General features: G+C 70.7%; 15 protein-coding genes. 11 read left to right on the top strand and 4 right to left on the bottom strand.

All coding sequences use genetic code 11. The features are described 5' to 3' along the window. The first annotated feature begins 29 nt into the window (after positions 1-29). The 3 genes from AB0C33_RS21685 (at position 30) to AB0C33_RS21675 (ending at position 2,483) form a co-directional block, all read left to right on the top strand. Entirely contained in the window at positions 30-230 is a 201-nt protein-coding gene (locus AB0C33_RS21685; protein ID WP_358290673.1) for a hypothetical protein, read from the top strand. A 10-nt stretch (positions 231-240) separates the two neighbouring features. Then, complete coding sequence (locus AB0C33_RS21680) at positions 241-1,728, top strand: SPFH domain-containing protein (protein ID WP_358290670.1); 1,488 nt, start codon at positions 241-243, stop codon at positions 1,726-1,728. A 107-nt stretch (positions 1,729-1,835) separates the two neighbouring features. Then, a complete protein-coding gene (locus AB0C33_RS21675; RefSeq protein WP_358290667.1) occupies positions 1,836-2,483 on the top strand; it encodes a hypothetical protein in 648 nt (215 codons plus the stop codon). A 3-nt stretch (positions 2,484-2,486) separates the two neighbouring features. Here AB0C33_RS21675 and AB0C33_RS21670 read toward each other — a convergent pair whose 3' ends face one another. Together AB0C33_RS21670 and wecB are read right to left on the bottom strand one after the other, a co-directional pair. Then, complete coding sequence (locus tag AB0C33_RS21670; RefSeq protein ID WP_358290664.1) at positions 2,487-4,523, bottom strand: glycosyltransferase; 2,037 nt, start codon at positions 4,521-4,523, stop codon at positions 2,487-2,489. Between the two features lie 54 nt (positions 4,524-4,577). After that, entirely contained in the window at positions 4,578-5,708 is a 1,131-nt protein-coding gene (wecB, locus tag AB0C33_RS21665; protein ID WP_358290661.1) for a UDP-N-acetylglucosamine 2-epimerase (non-hydrolyzing), read from the bottom strand. Positions 5,709-5,763: 55 nt separating this feature from the next. Here wecB and AB0C33_RS21660 point away from each other — a divergent pair, with 55 nt between their 5' ends. From AB0C33_RS21660 to hisC, 7 genes are all read left to right on the top strand, one after another. Further along, complete coding sequence (locus tag AB0C33_RS21660) at positions 5,764-7,437, top strand: glycosyltransferase family 4 protein (RefSeq protein WP_358290658.1); 1,674 nt, start codon at positions 5,764-5,766, stop codon at positions 7,435-7,437. Positions 7,438-7,552: 115 nt separating this feature from the next. Further along, positions 7,553-8,815, top strand: a complete 1,263-nt coding sequence (locus AB0C33_RS21655; RefSeq protein ID WP_352357573.1) for a nucleotide sugar dehydrogenase — start codon at positions 7,553-7,555, stop codon at positions 8,813-8,815. Between the two features lie 19 nt (positions 8,816-8,834). Then, a complete protein-coding gene (locus AB0C33_RS21650) occupies positions 8,835-9,923 on the top strand; it encodes a glycosyltransferase (protein WP_358290655.1) in 1,089 nt (362 codons plus the stop codon). Positions 9,924-9,966: 43 nt separating this feature from the next. Continuing rightward, positions 9,967-11,766 carry a DUF4434 domain-containing protein gene (locus tag AB0C33_RS21645; protein WP_358290652.1) on the top strand — a complete coding sequence of 600 codons (1,800 nt, stop codon included), beginning with the start codon at positions 9,967-9,969 and terminating at the stop codon, positions 11,764-11,766. Between the two features lie 31 nt (positions 11,767-11,797). After that, on the top strand, positions 11,798-12,454 hold the full coding sequence (locus AB0C33_RS21640; protein ID WP_358290649.1) for an NUDIX domain-containing protein: 657 nt from the start codon (positions 11,798-11,800) through the stop codon (positions 12,452-12,454). After that, positions 12,451-12,948: a GNAT family N-acetyltransferase gene (locus AB0C33_RS21635; protein WP_358290646.1), complete on the top strand. Its 498-nt coding sequence runs from the start codon at positions 12,451-12,453 to the stop codon at positions 12,946-12,948. The genes AB0C33_RS21640 and AB0C33_RS21635 overlap by 4 nt, the downstream gene beginning before the upstream one ends. Before the next feature lie 62 nt (positions 12,949-13,010). Then, positions 13,011-14,069, top strand: coding sequence for a histidinol-phosphate transaminase (gene hisC / locus AB0C33_RS21630; RefSeq protein WP_358290644.1), 1,059 nt, complete (start codon positions 13,011-13,013; stop codon positions 14,067-14,069). Here the strand turns inward: hisC and AB0C33_RS21625 are convergent. Beyond that, positions 14,066-15,004, bottom strand: coding sequence for an EamA family transporter (locus AB0C33_RS21625; RefSeq protein ID WP_358290641.1), 939 nt, complete (start codon positions 15,002-15,004; stop codon positions 14,066-14,068). The genes hisC and AB0C33_RS21625 overlap by 4 nt on opposite strands. Positions 15,005-15,154: 150 nt before the next feature. Between AB0C33_RS21625 and AB0C33_RS21620 the strand changes: the two genes are divergently transcribed. After that, the gene (locus tag AB0C33_RS21620) at positions 15,155-15,622 is read left to right on the top strand and encodes a rhodanese-like domain-containing protein (protein WP_358290638.1); all 468 of its coding nucleotides are present in this window, start codon (positions 15,155-15,157) and stop codon (positions 15,620-15,622) included. Between the two features lie 339 nt (positions 15,623-15,961). Here AB0C33_RS21620 and AB0C33_RS21615 read toward each other — a convergent pair whose 3' ends face one another. After that, the gene (locus AB0C33_RS21615) at positions 15,962-17,251 is read right to left on the bottom strand and encodes a GTP cyclohydrolase IIa (protein WP_352357559.1); all 1,290 of its coding nucleotides are present in this window, start codon (positions 17,249-17,251) and stop codon (positions 15,962-15,964) included. Between the last annotated feature and the right edge of the window lie 40 nt (positions 17,252-17,291).

The following is a 17,291-nucleotide window of genomic DNA, read 5'->3' as shown; positions in this document are numbered from 1 at the left end:
CCGGAATGCAAGCGAGCGGGGGGAGCAGGGTGGTCGGCAAGCAGGGCAGAGTCACCGGAAAGATCGGCCCAGGGCTCGTCGGCGAGGTCATGATCCCGGTCAGGGGCGGGGTGGAGGCCTTCTACGCCCACCCCAGCGTGCCCGACGAGGAGTTCGGCCTCGGAACCATCGTGGTCGTGGTGGACTACTTCCCCCCGCGGACGGTTTACGTGGCCAGAGCACTCGTCTAGGGAGGGCCCGATGTCCCCCGAGGTCTTCATCGTCGCCGGAGCCGCGGTCGTCGCGGTCGTCATCGTGATTCTGCTGTTCAAAGCCGTCTGGAGGGTCGCCGAGCCCAACGAGGCGCTGATCATCTCCGGGCTGGGGGCGCGCCGCCGGGGCGAGGGCGTCGACAGCCTGGGCTTCAAGATCATCACGGGCAAGGGCACGGCCGTGCTGCCCGGCTTCCAGGCCGCCCGGCGGCTGCGCCTGGACACCAGGGCGGCCAATCTCCAGGTCTCCTGCGTCACCCAGCAGGGCATCCCCGTGCACATCCGCGGCGTGGTCATCTACAAGGTCGGCGACGACCTGTCCTCGATCGCCAACGCCGCCCGCCGCTTCCTCGACCAGCAGGACTTCATGACCAGCGCGATCCACGAGCTGTTCACCGGGCACCTGCGCTCGATCATCGGCAACCTCACCATCGAGGACCTGATACTCAACCGCGAGCGCCTGACCAGCGAGACCAGGGCCTCGGCGGCCGACGAGATGAGCAAGCTCGGACTGATCGTCGACTCACTGCAGATCCAGGAGATCGACGACGAGACCGGCTACATCGCCAACCTCGGCAAGCCGCACGCCGCCAGGGTCGCCGCCGTCGCCCGCATCGCCCAGGCCCAGCGCGACCAGGAGGCCACCGAGGCCGAGCAGATCGCCGCCGCCAACAAGGCCGCCGCCCAGCGCGACGCGCAGCTCAAGCGGGCCGCCTACCAGGCCGAGATCGACCGGGCGCAGGCCACGACCCGGCAGGCGGGGCCGCTGTCGGAGGCCACCGCCCGGCAGGAGGTCGTCGTCCAGGAGACCAGGGCGGCCGAGCTGGAGGCCCAGCTCGCCGAGCAGCGGCTCCAGTCGCAGGTGCGCAAGCCCGCCGACGCCAAGGCGTACGAGACCGTCACGCTCGCGCAGGCCGACCGGGACGCCCGGATCGCCCAGGCCCAGGCCGAGGCCCAGGAGACCGAGCTGCGCGCCGGGGCCCAGGCCAGCCAGGTCAAGCTGGCCGCCGCCGCCGAGGCCGAGTCCGTACGGCTGCGCGGCGAGGCGGCCGGCGCGGCGACCAAGATCGCGGGCGAGGCGGAGGCGCAGGCCGCCCAGGCGCGCGGGCTGGCCGAGGCGCAGGCGGCCAGGGCGCTGGGCCTGGCCGAGGCCGAGGCGATCAGGGCGCGGGCCGAGGCGCTGAAGGAGAACCAGGAGGCGGTCATCGCCCAGCAGCTCGCCGAGCGCTGGCCGGAGGTCGTCGAGGCGGGCGCGAAGGCGTTCGGGAACGTGGACCACATGGTGGTGCTGAACGGCGCCCAGGGCGTGGAGGAGCTGCTGGCCAAGGCCCTCACGCTCGGCGGCACCGGGATCGGCCTGGCCAGGGCGCTGCTCAACGGCGGAAGCCGGAACGGCGCCGAACCCGAAGTCCCGCGCGAACCCAAAACCTCTCGCGAACCTGAAATTCCTCGCGAACCTGCCGAATTCCGTGAATAGCGACGTTACTCGGCTCCTTACTCGGCCCTTCCTCTAGCGTTTTCGAAAAAGCCGCTAGAGCAAGGGGAGAATTCGTGCTTAAGGCTATTTCGGGGGTATGTCTGAGCATGATGGTCGTCGCCGGATGTTCCGCCGGCGAGGCCGATGATCAGGCCGCCGGGTCGGCGCAGCCCGCCGCGTCCTCCTCGGCGGTGGAGGCGGCCCGGCTGCGTGCCGCGCTGTTGCCCGTGCCCAAGGGCATGCGCATCGCGTACGGGCCGGAGATGGGGGCGTTCGGCTCGCTCAAGTCCACCCAGGAGGGGCTGGCCGCCATCCAGCAGGCCAAGCTGGAGCGTCCGGAGTGCGCCGGGGCCGCCCAGCTCGACGCGGCCAAGCCGGAGGTCGCCCGGGCGCCCGCCGCCGTCATCGCCTTCTCCGCCGCGCGCGGCTCGATCACGCAGGCCGTCGTGTCGATGCCGTCGGCGTCCATGCCGGCGCCGCTGCCGCCGCAGTGCGCCCTGTACAAGGCCACCGTCGAGGGCGCGGACGTGACCTACCGCACCGCCAAGCTGGCCATGCCGGCCAGGGGCGACGAGTCGCGGGCGTACCTGACGACGGCCTCCGGCGGCGACAAGCGCGCCCAGATCGGGTCGGTCGTGATCAGGCGGGCCCACCTGATCATGAGCATGCTCGTCGTCGGCGAGAAGGTGAAGGCGGCCGGCCTGTACGAGCTCGCCCGCCTGGCCGACCAGAACCTGGCCCGCGTCACCCGCTGAGGCTCAGATGAGCACGTGGTCGTCCGGGCGGCCGACGAAGGAGAACTGCGCGTTGCGGGTCAGCTTGATGTGGTCGGCCTGCCAGGTGTGCATCGAGGCGTCGGCGCTGCGCCAGTAGACGAAGTTGAACCGGTCGGCCGAGTAGATCTTGACGGAGTCCTCCTTCAGCCGGCGTACCAGCTGGGTGTCCTCCCCCCGCGTGATGTCCGCGAAGCCGTACGAGCGGAACATGTCCGCCTTGCCGAGGAACGTCCCGCCCTGGACGAGGAAGGAGTACCGGTGCTCCAGGCCGGGCAGCCGGAGCATGGTGGTGTTGCTGCCCTCGAAGTACGCGTAGTGCGCCCCCTTGCCGACCAGCTCGGCGTCGGAGTAGTCGAACGCGCGCACCAGGTCCGACAGGTAGTGCTCGCCGTAGAGGTTGTCGTCGTCCATCTTGGCGATCAGGTCGCCCTCGGCGGCGGCGATGCCCAGGTTCATGCAGGCGCCGAGCGTCAGCTCCGGGGCGGCGGGCAGGACGACGACGTCCGTGATGCCGGCCATCCGGGCCTTGTCGGCGACCACCACCGGGTCGATGTCCAGCCCGTGCAGGACCATGACGAGCTGCAGCGGCCGGTGGAGCTGCCGGGCCACCGACGAGATCGCGTGCTCGATCTGCGAGGCCCGGTTGGTCGGCAGCACGACCGAGATCGAGCGCGACCGGGGCGTGGTCGCCTGGCCGAGGTTCTGCAGGATCTGGTCCACCCGGTGCGAGAACAGGTGCTTGTCGAAGACCTCCCGCATCGCCAGGTGGCCCATCCTGGCCCGCAGCTCGGGGCTGTTGATCAGGTGCAGCACCTGGTTGTACGACTCGACCGGCTCACGCGCGATCGGCACCAGCTCGCCGAACGTCTCCTCGATCGCCCGCGACCACCCCGACACCACCGGGGTCGCGCACGCCGACAGCTCGAAGACGCGGCGGGCGCACATGGTCGGCGAGTCGAGCACCGAGTTGACGTTGAGGAAGACCTTGTACATCCGGTACGCGGCCAGCATCTGGTCGTAGGGCAGCTCGCCCACGATGTGCGGGCGGTACTTCTCCGGCCAGGCGTACTTCTCGTCCACCTCGCCGTTGCGGGCGAAGATGTGCAGGCCCAGCTCGCGCACCGGGTCGAGGACGACCTCCATCTGCTCGCGCCGCTCGGGGTGCTTGTCGCGGAAGTACATGCCGGCGAACACCACGTCGTGCAGACGGCCCTGCTTCTGCTGGATCGGGTTGTGCACGCGCGGCTGGGCGGCGAACTGCAGCACGTCGACCCGGTCGTGGCCGAGCACCTCGCGGTACTTCGGCACCATGTCGCCGTCGCAGGTGAACACGTGGTCGAACAGCTTGGCCGTGTCGATGAAGAAGTCGAAGTTCGGCGGGTCCTCCTTGTTCCAGAAGACCGTGGGGATGCCCTCGGCGCGGCACCAGGCGACCAGGTCGCGCAGCGGCTCCTTGGGGGCGTTCGTGCCGGTCATCTGGTAGCGCCAGCGGCCCTGGTTGCCGTGCCAGGCCGACTCGCAGAACAGCAGGTCGGGGCGCTTTTCGGCGAAGATCTCCGGCCAGTCCTTGAGGCCGAACTCGATCTGGTCCCACTCGTACCTGAAGGCCATCCTGGAGAAGTCGTCCAGGATGACCGCCACCTTGAGGTCGGGCCGGTTGACCGGGCCGAGCGGCCACTTCGCCGTCGGCACCTCGACCAGCGGAGGGCGGTGGTTGGCGAGCTCGACCGCCTCGGTGACCGGCATGGGTGGCTTGGGCGCCTTGTCCTTCGACCTGACCGCCTCGACGATCCTCCCCGGGCTCTTCGAGCCCAGGGCCTCGCCCAGCTTGAACGTGCGCTTGGCCTGCGTGGCCTCCAGCTTCCAGCCGGCGTACGCGGCCTTGGCCTCGGCGATCTCCAGCCGCCGCCGCAGCTCCCTGACCTCGGCCTCGTACCGCTCGATGAGCTTGCGCTCCTCGGGCAGCCAGTTGACGGGTCCCAGTCGCTGGAACGCGGGGGGCTCAGGGTTTTCGGCCATGGTGATACGCCTATCGCTCAGCGGAGGTATGTCATAGTACGGCGGATTCAGCCGCTATTCGGGGCGTTTGGCCTGGGAAGCGGGGGCCAGGTTGTCGCCCTTCAGCCACGCCGCGATCACCGTCGCGATGCGCGGACCGGCCTTGCCGTCCCACAGCACCGGCAGCTCGCCGGCCGGCGTGGCGGCGCCGTCGGCGAGCGCCTTCTCCGCCGCGGCGGGCAGCAGCGCGGGCGTGACCAGGCGGTTCGTGCCGTGCGTGATCGTGATCGGCCGCTCGGTGTTGGGCCGCAGCGTCAGGCAGGGGACGCCCAGCATGGTCGTCTCCTCCTGCACGCCGCCGGAGTCGGTGACGACCAGCGCCGCGCCCCGGACGAGTGAGAGGAAGTCCACATAACCCAGCGGCTCGATGACCTTGATCGTGTCGCCGTCCACCAGACCGGCCTCGGCCAGCCGCGCCTTGCCGCGCGGGTGCACCGGCACCACGACCGGCGTCCGCCGCGACACCTCCAGCACCGCCTCGACCAGCTCCCTGGCGGCCTCGGCGGTGTCCACGTTGGCCGGGCGGTGCAGGGTCGCCACGGCGTACCGGGCCGGCAGGCCGAGCCGCGCCACCACCGGCGCCGGGTCCAGCGAGGGCAGCGCGGCGAACAGGCTGTCGATCATCGGGTTGCCCACCAGGTGCACCTTCGCGGGCGGCACGCCCTCCGAGGCCAGATAGGCGAGGGCCTCGGGCGAGGTGACGAACAGCAGGTCGGCCAGCGCGTCGGTGACGACCCGGTTGACCTCCTCGGGCATGCCCCGGTCGAACGAGCGCAGCCCGGCCTCGACGTGCGCCGTCCTGATGCCCAGCTTGGCGGCGACCAGGATCGCGGCCAGCGTCGAGTTCACGTCGCCGTAGACCACGACGAGGTCGGGCTCCTGGGCGACGAAGACGTCCTCCAGGCCCACGAGCAGGGCCGCGGTCTGCCTGGCGTGCGTGCCGGAGCCCACCGCCAGGTTGGCCACCGGCTCGGGCAGGCCGAGATCGGCGAAGAAGACGTCCGACATCAGCGCGTCGTAGTGCTGACCGGTGTGGATGATGCCCTGCCGCACGCCGAGTTCACCGAGTGCACGCACCACCGGGGCCGCTTTCACGAAATTGGGACGAGCACCCAAAACGTGCAGGACCAGGGGGTTCTCCCTCATTGACCTCGCCTTTCATAGCGGAAGGGAAAAACGCTGCCTATGGTACGGTCCCAGCGTGGCATCCGACGCCAGTCGTCAAGACTCCTCCAAGGTTTCCGCGAAGTCCGCCCGGGCCGGCGTCGGGGGACTTCTCAAAGGCTTCGTCCAGCACCCCGTCATCGTTTCCCGCGTCGTCGTGACCAAGGTCAAGTCCGACCCCGTCCGCGTGGCGCAGGCCGCCGCCGACGCGCTCCCGCCCAAGCTGCGCCCGCTCGTCGGGAGCGTGGCCTGGCCCGCCGCCCGCCGTGCCCGGCGCATGGTGCGCAAGATCGGCATGCGCGTGATCAAGGCGCCGTGGAACGAGGCGAAGGCCCACTGGGACGCCGGGCGGGTCTCGCAGGCCGCCGAAGTGCTCGACGCGCACACCAAATACCCCTTCGTCAAGCGCAGGGCCGCCTACTACCGCGGTGAGCTGGCCGCCATCAGCCCCGACCCGATCCCGCCGGCGCCGAAGGTCGCCATCGCCGGGCGCGTCGAGGGCCGCGTGCTGCACCTGGTCACCAACGCGCTGCCGTACACGCAGGCCGGTTACACCGTGCGCACCCACCGGATCGTCACCTCCCAGAAGGCGGCCGGGCTCGACCCGCACGTCGTGACGAGCTGGGGCTGGCCCATGCTCCAGGGGCACGCCGACGCGCCCGCGCAGGAGGAGATCGACGGCATCCCGTACTACCGCCTGCTGCCCGACGGGCACGGTGAGGTGCCGTTCGAGATGCGCGGTCGCATGGTCAAGGGCGCCGAGGGCGTCACCCGCCTGGTCGAGCAGCTGCGCCCGCAGGTCCTGCACGCCGCCACCGACCACCGCAACGGCTCGGTCGCGCACGCCGTCCGCGACCGGACGGGCACGCCGTTCGTCTACGAGGTGCGCGGCTTCCTGGAGGAGACGTGGGCCTCCCGCGACCCCGTCCGGGTCGGCAGCCAGCGGCACGTGCTCCAGCGCGAGCGCGAGGCGTTCCTCATGCGCGAGGCCGACGCGGTCGTCACGCTGGCCGAGACGATGGCCACCGAGATCGTCGAGCGCGGCGTGCCCAGGGAACGCATCCACCTGGCGCCCAACGCCGTCGACGACACCCTGCTGTCGGCCCACTACGACGGCGCCTCGTTCCGCGACGCCTACGGCATCGCCCCCGGTGAGATCGTGGTCGGCTCGGTGTCCAGCATCGTGGCCTACGAGGGCTTCGCGACCCTGCTGCGCGCCGCCGCGCTGCTGCGTGACGACCGCACGCCGGTGCGGGTGCTCATCGTGGGCGACGGCGCCGAGCGGGAGAACCTGCTCGCCCTGGTCGAGGAGCTGGGGCTGCGCGACGCCGTCCTGCCCGGCCGGGTCGGGCCCGACGAGGCGCTGCAGGCCCAGGACGCCATCGACATCTTCGCCTGCCCGCGTGAGGACCTGCGGGTCTGCCGGCTCGTCACGCCCCTGAAGCCGGTCGAGGCGATGGCGCTCGGCAAGCCGGTGGTGCTCAGCGATCTGCCCGCGCTCTCCGAGCTCGTCGGCTCCGACGGGGCCGGTCTGCTGGTGCCTGCCGGCGACCCGGCCGAGCTGGCCAAGGCGATCGCCGGCCTGCGCGAGGACCCGGCCAGACGGGCGGAGATGGGCGAGGCCGGACGCGCCGAAGTCGCCGCGAAGCGGACCTGGAGCCGCGTTGCCGAGACTTATCAAGCTCTATACCGATCGCTTGCCGAAAGATGACCTCCACGTTGCCTGTACGTTGTGACGGGTTCGGTCGCATTAGGCGTGAGCTAGGTGGACTTGAGATAACCTTTGCGACCATGAAGTGTTGTTTCCGGCTCTCGAAGGCACTGCTGTGACAGAAATCGACTTGGCTGTCATCGGCCTGGGCTACGTCGGTATGCCGCTTGCGAAGGAAGCGGTTGCCGCCGGGCTGCGGGTCGTCGGCGTGGACGTCGACCCCCGGAAGGTCGACGCGCTCAACGCCGGGCAGTCCTACATCGATGACCTGACCGACGCTGACCTCGATCACATGCTGGCGAACGGATTCAGCGCGACGCTGGACGAGTCCGTGCTGGCCAGAAGCAACACGATCGTCATCTGCGTTCCCACCCCGCTGGACGAGGACCACCGTCCCGACCTGTCCGCGGTCGAGGGCGCGACCAAGGCCGTCGCCCGCAACCTCAGCAAGGGCACGCTCGTCGTGCTCGAATCCACCACCTGGCCCGGCACCACCGACGAGGTGGCCCGCCCGCTGCTGGAGCAGTCGGGCCTGGCCGCCGGCGTGGACTTCCACCTGGCCTTCTCGCCCGAGCGCATCGACCCGGGCAACCCGAAGTTCGGGCTCAAGAACACCCCGAAGGTCGTGGGCGGCTACACGCCGGTCTGCCGCGACCGGGCGACGGCGTTCTACAAGCAGTTCATCGAGCAGGTGGTGCCGGTCAGCGGCACCCGCGAGGCCGAGATGGCCAAGCTGCTGGAGAACACCTACCGGCACGTCAACATCGCCCTCGTCAACGAGATGGCGATCTTCTGCGACGAGCTCGGCATCAACCTGTGGGAGTCGATCGAGGCCGCGGCCACCAAGCCGTTCGGCTTCCAGAAGTTCCTGCCGGGGCCGGGCGTCGGCGGTCACTGCATCCCCGTGGACCCCTCGTACCTGTCCTACACCGTGCGCAAGCTCGGGTACCCGTTCAGGTTCGTGGAGCTGGCCCAGGAGATCAACGAGCGCATGCCGTCCTACGTGGTGGCGCGCGTCCAGCGACTGCTGAACAGACACAAGAAGCCCGTGAACGGCGCCCGAGTGGTTATGCTCGGCGTCACGTACAAACCGGATATCGCCGACGAACGGGAAACTCCGGCTCTGCCTGTGGCGCGTGCGCTGCTGGAGCTGGGGGCCGATCTCTCGTTCGCCGATCCGTACGTCAAGGAGTGGTCGGTCGACGGCACTCCGGTGCCACGGGAAGAGGATCTGACCGAGGCCGTGGTCAACGCCGACGTGACGCTGCTGCTGCAGCAGCACGCCGCGTTCGATCTGGCCATGGTCGAGGCGAAGGCCAAGCTCGTGCTGGACACCCGCGGTGTGCTCACCGAGGGTGAACGCGTCGAGCGGCTGTAGCGACGGAGGGCTGCGCGCAGTGCACGTGCTCGTCATGACGGTGGTGCATAACCCCGAGGACGCGAGAATTCTGCATCGGCAGATCCGTGCCCTCGTGGATGCCGGTCATGAGGTCACGTATGCCGCCTCCTTCTCGGCGCACGGGGTCGTACCGCGTCCATGGGTCAACGGCGTCGATCTGCCCAGGGCCGCCCAGCGGAAACGCGTGGCGGCCGTCTGGGCCGCCCGGCGGCTGTTCAAGCGCATGCGGAACAAGGTCGACCTGGTCCTGATCCACGACCCGGAGCTGCTGTTCGCGGTCTGGGGCGTGCGCAACCGGCCGCCGGTGGTCTGGGACGTGCACGAGGACACCCCGGCGACGTTGTCGCTCAAGCCGTGGCTGCCCTCGTTCCTGCGCCCGCCGGTGCGCTTCTTCGCCCGCATGCTGGAGGGCACGGCCGAGCGGCACATGCACCTGCTGCTGGCCGAGACCGCCTACGCGGGCCGGTTCAAGCACGCCCATCTGATCGTGCCGAACGAGACCTGGGTACCGGACTCGGTGACGCCTCCGGGTGACGACCGGGTGGTCTACCTCGGGTGGTTGTCGCGGGCGCGCGGGGTGTTCGAGGCCGTCGAGGTGGCCAAGCTGCTGCAGCCGTACCGGGTGACGGTGGAGCTGATCGGGTACGCCGATCCGCAGAGCCGTCCGATGCTCAACCAGGCCGTCGCCGACGGCCTGCTGGAGTGGCGTGACTTCATGCCCAACGACGAGGCGCTCAAGCGGCTCGACGGGGCGCTGGCCGGGCTGTCGCTGCTGCACGACGAGCCCAACTACCGGCACTCGATGCCCACCAAGATCGTGGAGTACATGGCGCACGGCATCCCGGTCATCACGACGCCGTCCCCGCGCGCGGTCGAGCTGGTGGAGCGGTACGACAGCGGCGTCGTCGTGCCCTGGGAGGACCCGAAGGCCGTCGCGCAGGCGGTGCTGACGCTGCGGGACGACGTGCGCGAGCGGCGGGCGCAGGGCGCTCGCGGGTATGCCGCGGCCCGCGCGAACCACCACTGGCCGAACTCGGCCAAGCGGTTCGTGACCCAGCTTGAGGCATGGGCCGGGATCACGCGATAGCGGTTTATCTCCGGCAGATCACGAGAGCGGTAGGTTCCTGAACGTGCGATGGCTCTTCCTGCTCGTGGGCGCAGCCGTCCTGGCCGTGGTCGCGGTGGTGATCATCCTCTTCCCGTCGTCGTCCGAGCGGCCGGTCGCGTCCTCGTCGAGCACGCCGAAGCCGTCCAGGACCGTATCGACGCCGCCGCCGCCGAAGGTCAAGGAGTTCACCGACCCCTGCGGCACGTTCGACACCACGACCAAGAACTTCTACGCCGTCACCGGTTACTGGATCACGCCGAAGTCGAACCCGTGCACCTGGCGTCACCAGCTCCAGGAGATCCACCGCGCCGGCGGCGACACGATCATCAGGATCGGGTACGGCCTGCAGTTCCGTAGCGTCTCCGACGACACCGGCGAGGTGCTGGCGAAGGACGGGACGCTCGACCCGCTGTACAAGGCGTGCGAAGAGGACGGCCTGAGCTGCCACGACGCCGCCGAACGGGACCTGCGCAAGGCCAACCCCGGCAACCGGATCGGGCGCACGTACGTCTACCGCACCGACGAGGCGTTCGGCGGCGACCTGTTCCGCTGCCCCAAGATGGAACACGCCGTCAAGGCCGGCGACCGCATCTACTACCGCATGGTCGCCCCTCCGGACGGCTCCGACGACGCCACCTGCGACTTCACCAAGAAGGCCACGTCGTACGACCTGATCCTGGTGGCCGGCTCGGCCAAGGACAGCCTGGCCGAGCTGCTCGACCTGGCCGACCAGTTCAGCATGCGGGTCTTCCCGGCACTGCCGCTCGCCCCGCGCGACTCCGAGACGCCGACCAGGGCGAACAAGCGGCACATCGGCACCCTCACCACGCTGACCCGGCGCATCCTGCAGGACTACGGCGTGCGCTTCGCCGACCGGCAGGCCCTGGGCGGCGTCTACCAGCCGTTCGAGGTCCAGATGGGGGCCACGCTGGCCACCAACCCCACCCTTGAGGTGTACGCCGACCAGCACCGGATCGTGGAGCAGGAGCTGGGCAAGCCGATCCTGATCAGCCCGTACCTGGACGCGCGCAAGCGGGTCGGCTTCGGCCAGACGCCGGCGCAGGTGGCCGAGGCGTTCAAGGCGCTGGCCCGGACCGGCGTCGGCATCATCGCCCCGCAGGACAGCCGGGGGACCGGCAAGGTCGGCCTGTTCTGGCCGGACGAGCGCGACACCGAGGTGGATGACCGGCTGCGTCCGGTGGTCGGCGAGGCCACGTACGGCACCGCGTACCACGGCTCGACCCGCGACTACTACCGGGAGATGGCCAAGGCCCGCGACGAGATGCTCCAGGCCGGTCACGAGGTGGAGCTGTGGGCGAACGTGGAGGCGTTCGAGCCGTCCGGCAAGCAGCCGTGCGCCCCGCAGGGCACCCGCGGCCAGACGGACAAGAAGCGCCTCGACCAGGCCGTCACGATGGCCGGCCGGTACGTCCAGAAGATCGTCTCCTACATGTGGAGCGACTTCATGACCTGCGGCGACCCCTCGCTCCAGGACGAGATCGCCGGCGACTGGCAGCGCCCGATCGCCGTGGACGCCATCAGGCGGCCCCGCGACCCCCAGGACGGCGTCGAGGTGCGCGGCTACAACCTGGACGGCAGCACCGTGCTCGTCGAATGGTCCGGCGGCACCAAGGAACTGGTGGTCGCGGCCGTCGGCTGGCTGGACAAGGACCCGCTGGACGAGCACCCGGCCCGGATGGCGACGGCCTGGGTGCCGTTCGACTGGACCCAGGTGCCGCCCGGGGAATGGGTCAAGATAGGGATCAAGGGGGCGTCCGGCAAGGAGGCCACGACGCCCCTCCACGTACGCATATCCGCATAGGGCAGACGGGACTCCGTGTAACGTGCCGTCCATGGTCCCGAGCATCCCGGTCAGCGTCGACCTGGTCGTGCTCACCGTGCGCAACCACGCCCTGAGCGCCCTGGTGTGGCGGCGCGACAACCCGCCGTTCCTGCGCCGCTGGTCGTTGCCCGGCGGCTTCATCCAGCTCGACGAGGACCTGCCGGCCGCCGCCCACCGCATCCTGGCCGAGCGGGCCGGGCTCCCGGGCGCCCCGGTGCACCTGGAGCAGCTCCAGACGTACGGATACCCCGACCGCGACCCGCGCCAGCGCGTGCTGAGCGTCGCCTACCTGGGCCTGGCCCCCGACCTGCCGGCCTCGGAGAAGGCGCACATGAGCTGGCAGCCGGTCGAGGCGCTGTCCGTCATGGCCTTCGATCACCGCCGCATCATGCTCGACGGCGTCGACCGCGCCCGCGCCAAGCTGGAGTACACGTCCCTGGGGGCGGCCTTCTGCCCGCCGGAGTTCACCGTCGCGGACCTGCGCCGGGTGTACGAGATCGTCTGGGGGCGTCCCCTCGATCCCCGCAACTTCCATCGGAAGGTCACCAAGGCGGAGGGCTTCCTGGTGGAGACGGGCGCCACCACCACCAGAGACGGCGGCCGCCCCGCCAAGCTCTTCCGCCGCGGCCCCGCCGAACTCCTCCACCCGCCCATGCTCCAGGAGTGACCATCCCGGACGACCTCATCGACGTCATCGAGACCCCTCGCCTGTCGCTCGTGCCCCTGCGGGTCGAGCACGCCGCGGAGATGGCGGCCGTGCTCGCCGACCCGCGCCTGCACGAGTTCATCGGCGGCGTCCCCGCCACCGAGCAGGAGCTGCGCGCCCGCTACGAACGCCTGGCCGCGGGCCCGCCCGGCTGGCGCAACTGGGTGCTCCGCCTGCGTGCCGACGGCCGGCTGACCGGCTACGTGCAGGCGACCGTCGAGGCGGGCACGGCCGAGATCGCCTGGGTGGTCGGGGTGCCCTGGCAGGGCCGCGGCCTGGCCGCCGAGGCCGCCCGCGCCCTGGTCTCCTGGTGCGACGCCCACGACCTCGGCACGGTCGTCGCCCACATCCACCCCGGCCACGCGGCCTCCGCCGCGGTCGCCGCCCACGCCGGCCTCCACCCCACCGACCTCGTGCACGACGGGGAGACACGCTGGGAACGTGTCCGGCCGTGAGCCCTCTCGACGTGCGGGGGCTGGCGGATGCTTCATCGGGCGTGGCCTTTTAAGGTAGTTCTATGCCTCGTTTCCGCCACATCCTGGACACCATGCCCCCCTACAAGCCGGGCAAGGCCGTGGTCTCCGCCGACGGCCGGTCGTACAAGCTCTCCTCGAACGAATCCCCCTACGACCCGCTGCCCTCCGTGGTCGAGGCCGTCGCCGAGGGAGCCCGGCAGATCAACCGCTATCCCGACCCCGGCGCCGTCGGGCTGACCGAGGCCATCGCCGAGCGGTATGACGTGCCGTTCGAGCACATCGCGCTGGGCGCGGGCTCGGTCACGGTGGCCCAGCAGCTGTTCGAGACGGTCGGCGAGCCCGGCGTCGAGGTCGTCTACGCGTGGCGGTCGTTCGAGGCGTACCCGTTGCTGGCGGACCTGTCGGGGGTCACGTCCGTCCAGGTGCCGCTGGCGGGCGAGGACCACGACCTGGACGCCATGGCGGAGGCGATCACCGACCGCACCCGCATGGTCTTCGTGTGCAACCCCAACAACCCCACCGGCACCGCGATCCGCCGCGACGCCCTGGTGTCCTTCCTGGACCGCGTGCCGGAGAACGTGCTCGTGGTGCTGGACGAGGCCTACCGCGAGTACGTCCGCGACGAGGACGTCCCCGACGGCCTGACGCTCTACCGCGACCGGCCGAACGTCTGCGTGCTGCGCACCTTCTCCAAGGCGTACGGGCTGGCGGGCCTGCGGGTCGGCTACCTGATCGGGCACGAGCCCGTGGCGGCGGCCGTCCGCAAGACGATCATCCCGTTCGCCGTCAACCACCTCGCGCAGGTCGCCGCCATCGCCTCGCTGAAGGCCGAGGACGAGCTGCTGGAGCGGGTCGAGCGGGTGGTCAAGGAGCGCGGCCGGGTCCGCGAGTCGCTGATCGAGCAGGGCTGGACGGTGCCGCCGACCGAGGCGAACTTCGTCTGGCTGCGGCTCGGCGAGCGCACCCTCGACTTCGCCGCCGCCTGCGCGGTGGAGGGCGTGGCCGTACGGCCGTTCGCGGGCGAGGGGGCCCGGGTGTCCATCGGCGACCCCGAGGCCAACGACGCCTTCCTCGCCGCCGCCAAGGAGTTCCGCGGTTAGGCGCTGACCTCCTCCGCGAGGGGCGCGGTCCTGGCTCTGGCGCGTCGTTCGGTGGAGACCACCAGGGCGACGCCCACCAGGATCACCGCCCCGCCGGCGATGATCTGCGGGGTCACGTGCTCGTTCACGACCAGCACGCCGAGGAGCACGGCGACGACCGGGTTGACGTAGGCGTACGTGGAGACCAGCGAGATCGGCGCGTTCCCCAGCAGCCAGGTGTAGGCGGTGAAGCCGACCAGCGAGCCGACCAGCACCAGGTAGGCCAGCGCCGCCCAGGAACGTCCAGAGACCGCCGCCAGGTCGAGCCGTTCGCCGAGCACTGTGCCGGTCACGGCCAGGCCGGCGCCGCCGACCAGCATCTCGATCGAGCTGGCCGCGAAGGGGTTGGCGGGCATGGGGATGCGCGCCGACAGGAACGAGCCGACCGACCACGACAACGAGGCCACCAGGATCACCACGATCCCGGTGGTGTCCACCGACTGGCCACCGGTCAGCGACAACGCCGCGACGCCGGCGAACCCGACGAGCACGCCGGCCAGCGTCAGCACGGCCGGCCGGTCCCTGACCAGGATCCGGAACACGACGAGCCAGAGCGGCACCGAGGCCACGAGCAGCGCGGCCAGGCCGCTGGAGATGTGCTGCTCGGCCACGGCGACCATGCCGTTGCCGCTGGTCAGCAGGAGCAGGCCGACCAGCCCGGCCCCGCAGAACTGCCGCCACGACACCCGGAACGGCTCCAGGCCCTTCCTGATCAGCAGGAAGCCGCCGAGCAGCAGCGCGGCCGTCACGAATCGCAGCGCGCCGCTCAGCATGGGGGGCATGGTCTCGATGGCGATCCTGATGCCGAGGTAGGTCGAGCCCCACACCACGTACACGATCGCCAGGGCGCTCCAGACGAGGACGGGAGCCCGGCTGTCAGTGGTGTTCGCACTCATGGGTCATGACTTTATCGGGCGACCACGACAAATCACCTGCGGGTATCGGACTTAGGGATTTGGCGCGATATTAGCGACAGGCGGCTTTCGTGCCACTGTTGAGCAGGCGGGCCGGCTGGGACGATCGCCACTGACCAGCAATGAAGGGAAATGTCGAAGATGTCAGCCGTCACCTCCACCCCGGCCGCCCCCAACGCCGCCGCCCTCGCCCACTTCGCCGCCCGCCTGGCCTTCGAGACCGACGTCTCTGACGTGGCCGCCGACCTGGCCGCCGGCGCGCCGGGCGTCGTGGTCGTGGACTCGCGCAGCCGGGAGAGCTGGGAACAGGGGCACGTCCAGGGGGCGGTGCACCTGCCGACGGCCGAGATCGCCGCCGGGGCCGCCGCGCTGATCCCCCGGGAGGCCACCGTCGTCACCTACTGCTGGGGTCCCGGCTGCAACGGCGCCACGCGGGCCGCCCTGGAGTTCGCCCGGCTCGGTTACGCGGTCAAGGAGATGCTCGGCGGCTTCGAGTACTGGGCCAGGGAGGGCTTTCCGGTCGAGACGGCGTCGGGCGTGACCCGGCGGCCGATCGACGCCCTGACGGCGCCGGTGTCGGGAATCGCGTGCGCCTGCTGAAGCCGGTGTGGGATGGCGTGCGCCTGCTGAAAGCGTCCCAGGCGGGTTGTGGTGACCGGCTATATCCGGACATGCCCGCCGGTCCGACAGTGCCGCCAAACGGCCTCACAGCCCCGTCCGGACGCCTTCCGTAAAAAGGGCGGCGGCGAAGGGGCTGTGCGGGAAGTTTGGCGCCCCCGTCCGAATCCCGTCGATCGGGGGCGTGGGAGAACATACCCGCATCTACTCGGGTCAACCAATAAGACCACAAGAGTCAAGCGGATTGTCTGTACCTTTGACTCCCCAGGTCAAGAACCGGGCACCCGTCGCCCATGAAATGGGACGACGGGCCCCGTACGGTCACCGCGGTCCGAGCTTCTCCACGATGAGCCGGTAGAGCTGGCGCGGACGCCCCGGCTGCGGGGTGCGGTTCGGCGGAAGCGGCCACGCGAGTCCCTCGTCAACCAGCGTGCGCAGCAACCGCCGAGCCGTGCGCGGCGTCACCCCGAGCATCTTGCCCGCGCCCTCGGCGTCGACCACCGTGTCGCCGCCTTCGAGCTTGGCCGCCAGCCTGGCCAGCACCTCCACGCCCTTCGGCTTGAGCGCGGTCGACCCGGAGGGTGGCATCCGGGGGGCCGGGATGAGGGCCCGGCCCTCGCGGTCCACCGCGAACCCCTGCGCCTGCTTGCCCGCCTGGGTGCGGGCCAGCGCGGCCCGCGCGTGCGACTCCGCGTCGTGTGTCGTCCGCCCCATCCCGACGCCTACCTCGACCGCCAGCCCCAGCTCGTCCCGGATCCTGGCCGCGAAGGGCAGCACCCTGAACCCGTCGGTGGCCGCGGCGATCGAGCCCCTGGTCGCGGTGACCAGGTAACTGTGATCGTCGATCGGCCAGACGGTCGCGTTGATCCGGTTCGCCTCCTGGACCAGTAACCGGTGGAGCGACAGCCGCAGCTCGTCGCGCCAGTAGCGCGGCGCCGCGCGCCGCACGGGCTCGCGCAGCGTCGGCACCTCCACCAGCACCACGGTGAGCTGCGACTCCTCCAGCCGGTGATGCGCCCCGAGCAGCGCCGCGGTGTGCAGCGCCGTCCGGACCGCGGCCGAGGTCGGCCTGATCCTGATGACCGGCACGCCGGCTGCGTGCAGGCGTTCGGCCACCGCGGGCAGGCACGTCAGTGCCCCCGAGGTGGCGCCCTGGCGGGCCAGCCGTTCGTGGTAGGCCGCGATCGTGCCCGTGGCTCCGGGCTCGTCGCGGCTGTGCACGTCTGTGGCCGGTATGCCGAGGTCGGTGTACGCCTCCTCGACATCCGCCCTGCTGACCACGTCCACGCTGACCCGTTGCGGGTCCATCCGAGTGTCAAGTGCGGCCTTCGCCAGCGCCGCCACCAATGCCGCTCCGCCGAGTTGCACGTAGGTCGCGGGCATCGTCAGCACGCCTGATCGCCGGGCCAGGTCATAAGGGACCGGGCTGGCGAACAGGCACGCGTCGACACCGGGACCGAGCCGCGTCACCTTGTCGGGCGCCTCCTGCTCATCGCGGTACGCGGCCGCGACCAGGCGACACGGCAGCGGTGCCGCGGCGTGACCCATCAGCATGACTCGCTCGACCAGGTCGTGGGGTCCGACCACGCCGATGGTGAGGTCCGGTGTCATGGCGCCCGGGCGTGACACTCGGGGAGTTTCTTCGGCCCTC

Source organism: Nonomuraea sp. NPDC048881 (assembly GCF_040649795.1).
GTDB lineage: Bacteria > Actinomycetota > Actinomycetes > Streptosporangiales > Streptosporangiaceae > Nonomuraea.
This window is presented reverse-complemented; position numbering and strand designations above follow the sequence as displayed.

Bases quoted from the DNA above. Each gene is read 5' to 3' on its own strand.
- AB0C33_RS21680 (WP_358290670.1), top strand. From the start codon at position 241: ATGTCCCCCGAGGTCTTCATCGTCGCCGGAGCCGCGGTCGTCGCGGTC.
- AB0C33_RS21675 (WP_358290667.1), top strand. From the start codon at position 1,836: ATGATGGTCGTCGCCGGATGTTCCGCCGGCGAGGCCGATGATCAGGCC.
- AB0C33_RS21670 (WP_358290664.1), bottom strand. From the start codon at position 4,523: ATGGCCGAAAACCCTGAGCCCCCCGCGTTCCAGCGACTGGGACCCGTC.
- wecB (WP_358290661.1), bottom strand. From the start codon at position 5,708: ATGAGGGAGAACCCCCTGGTCCTGCACGTTTTGGGTGCTCGTCCCAAT.
- AB0C33_RS21640 (WP_358290649.1), top strand. From the start codon at position 11,798: ATGGTCCCGAGCATCCCGGTCAGCGTCGACCTGGTCGTGCTCACCGTG.
- hisC (WP_358290644.1), top strand. From the start codon at position 13,011: ATGCCTCGTTTCCGCCACATCCTGGACACCATGCCCCCCTACAAGCCG.
- AB0C33_RS21625 (WP_358290641.1), bottom strand. From the start codon at position 15,004: ATGAGTGCGAACACCACTGACAGCCGGGCTCCCGTCCTCGTCTGGAGC.
- AB0C33_RS21620 (WP_358290638.1), top strand. From the start codon at position 15,155: ATGTCGAAGATGTCAGCCGTCACCTCCACCCCGGCCGCCCCCAACGCC.
- AB0C33_RS21615 (WP_352357559.1), bottom strand. From the start codon at position 17,251: ATGACACCGGACCTCACCATCGGCGTGGTCGGACCCCACGACCTGGTC.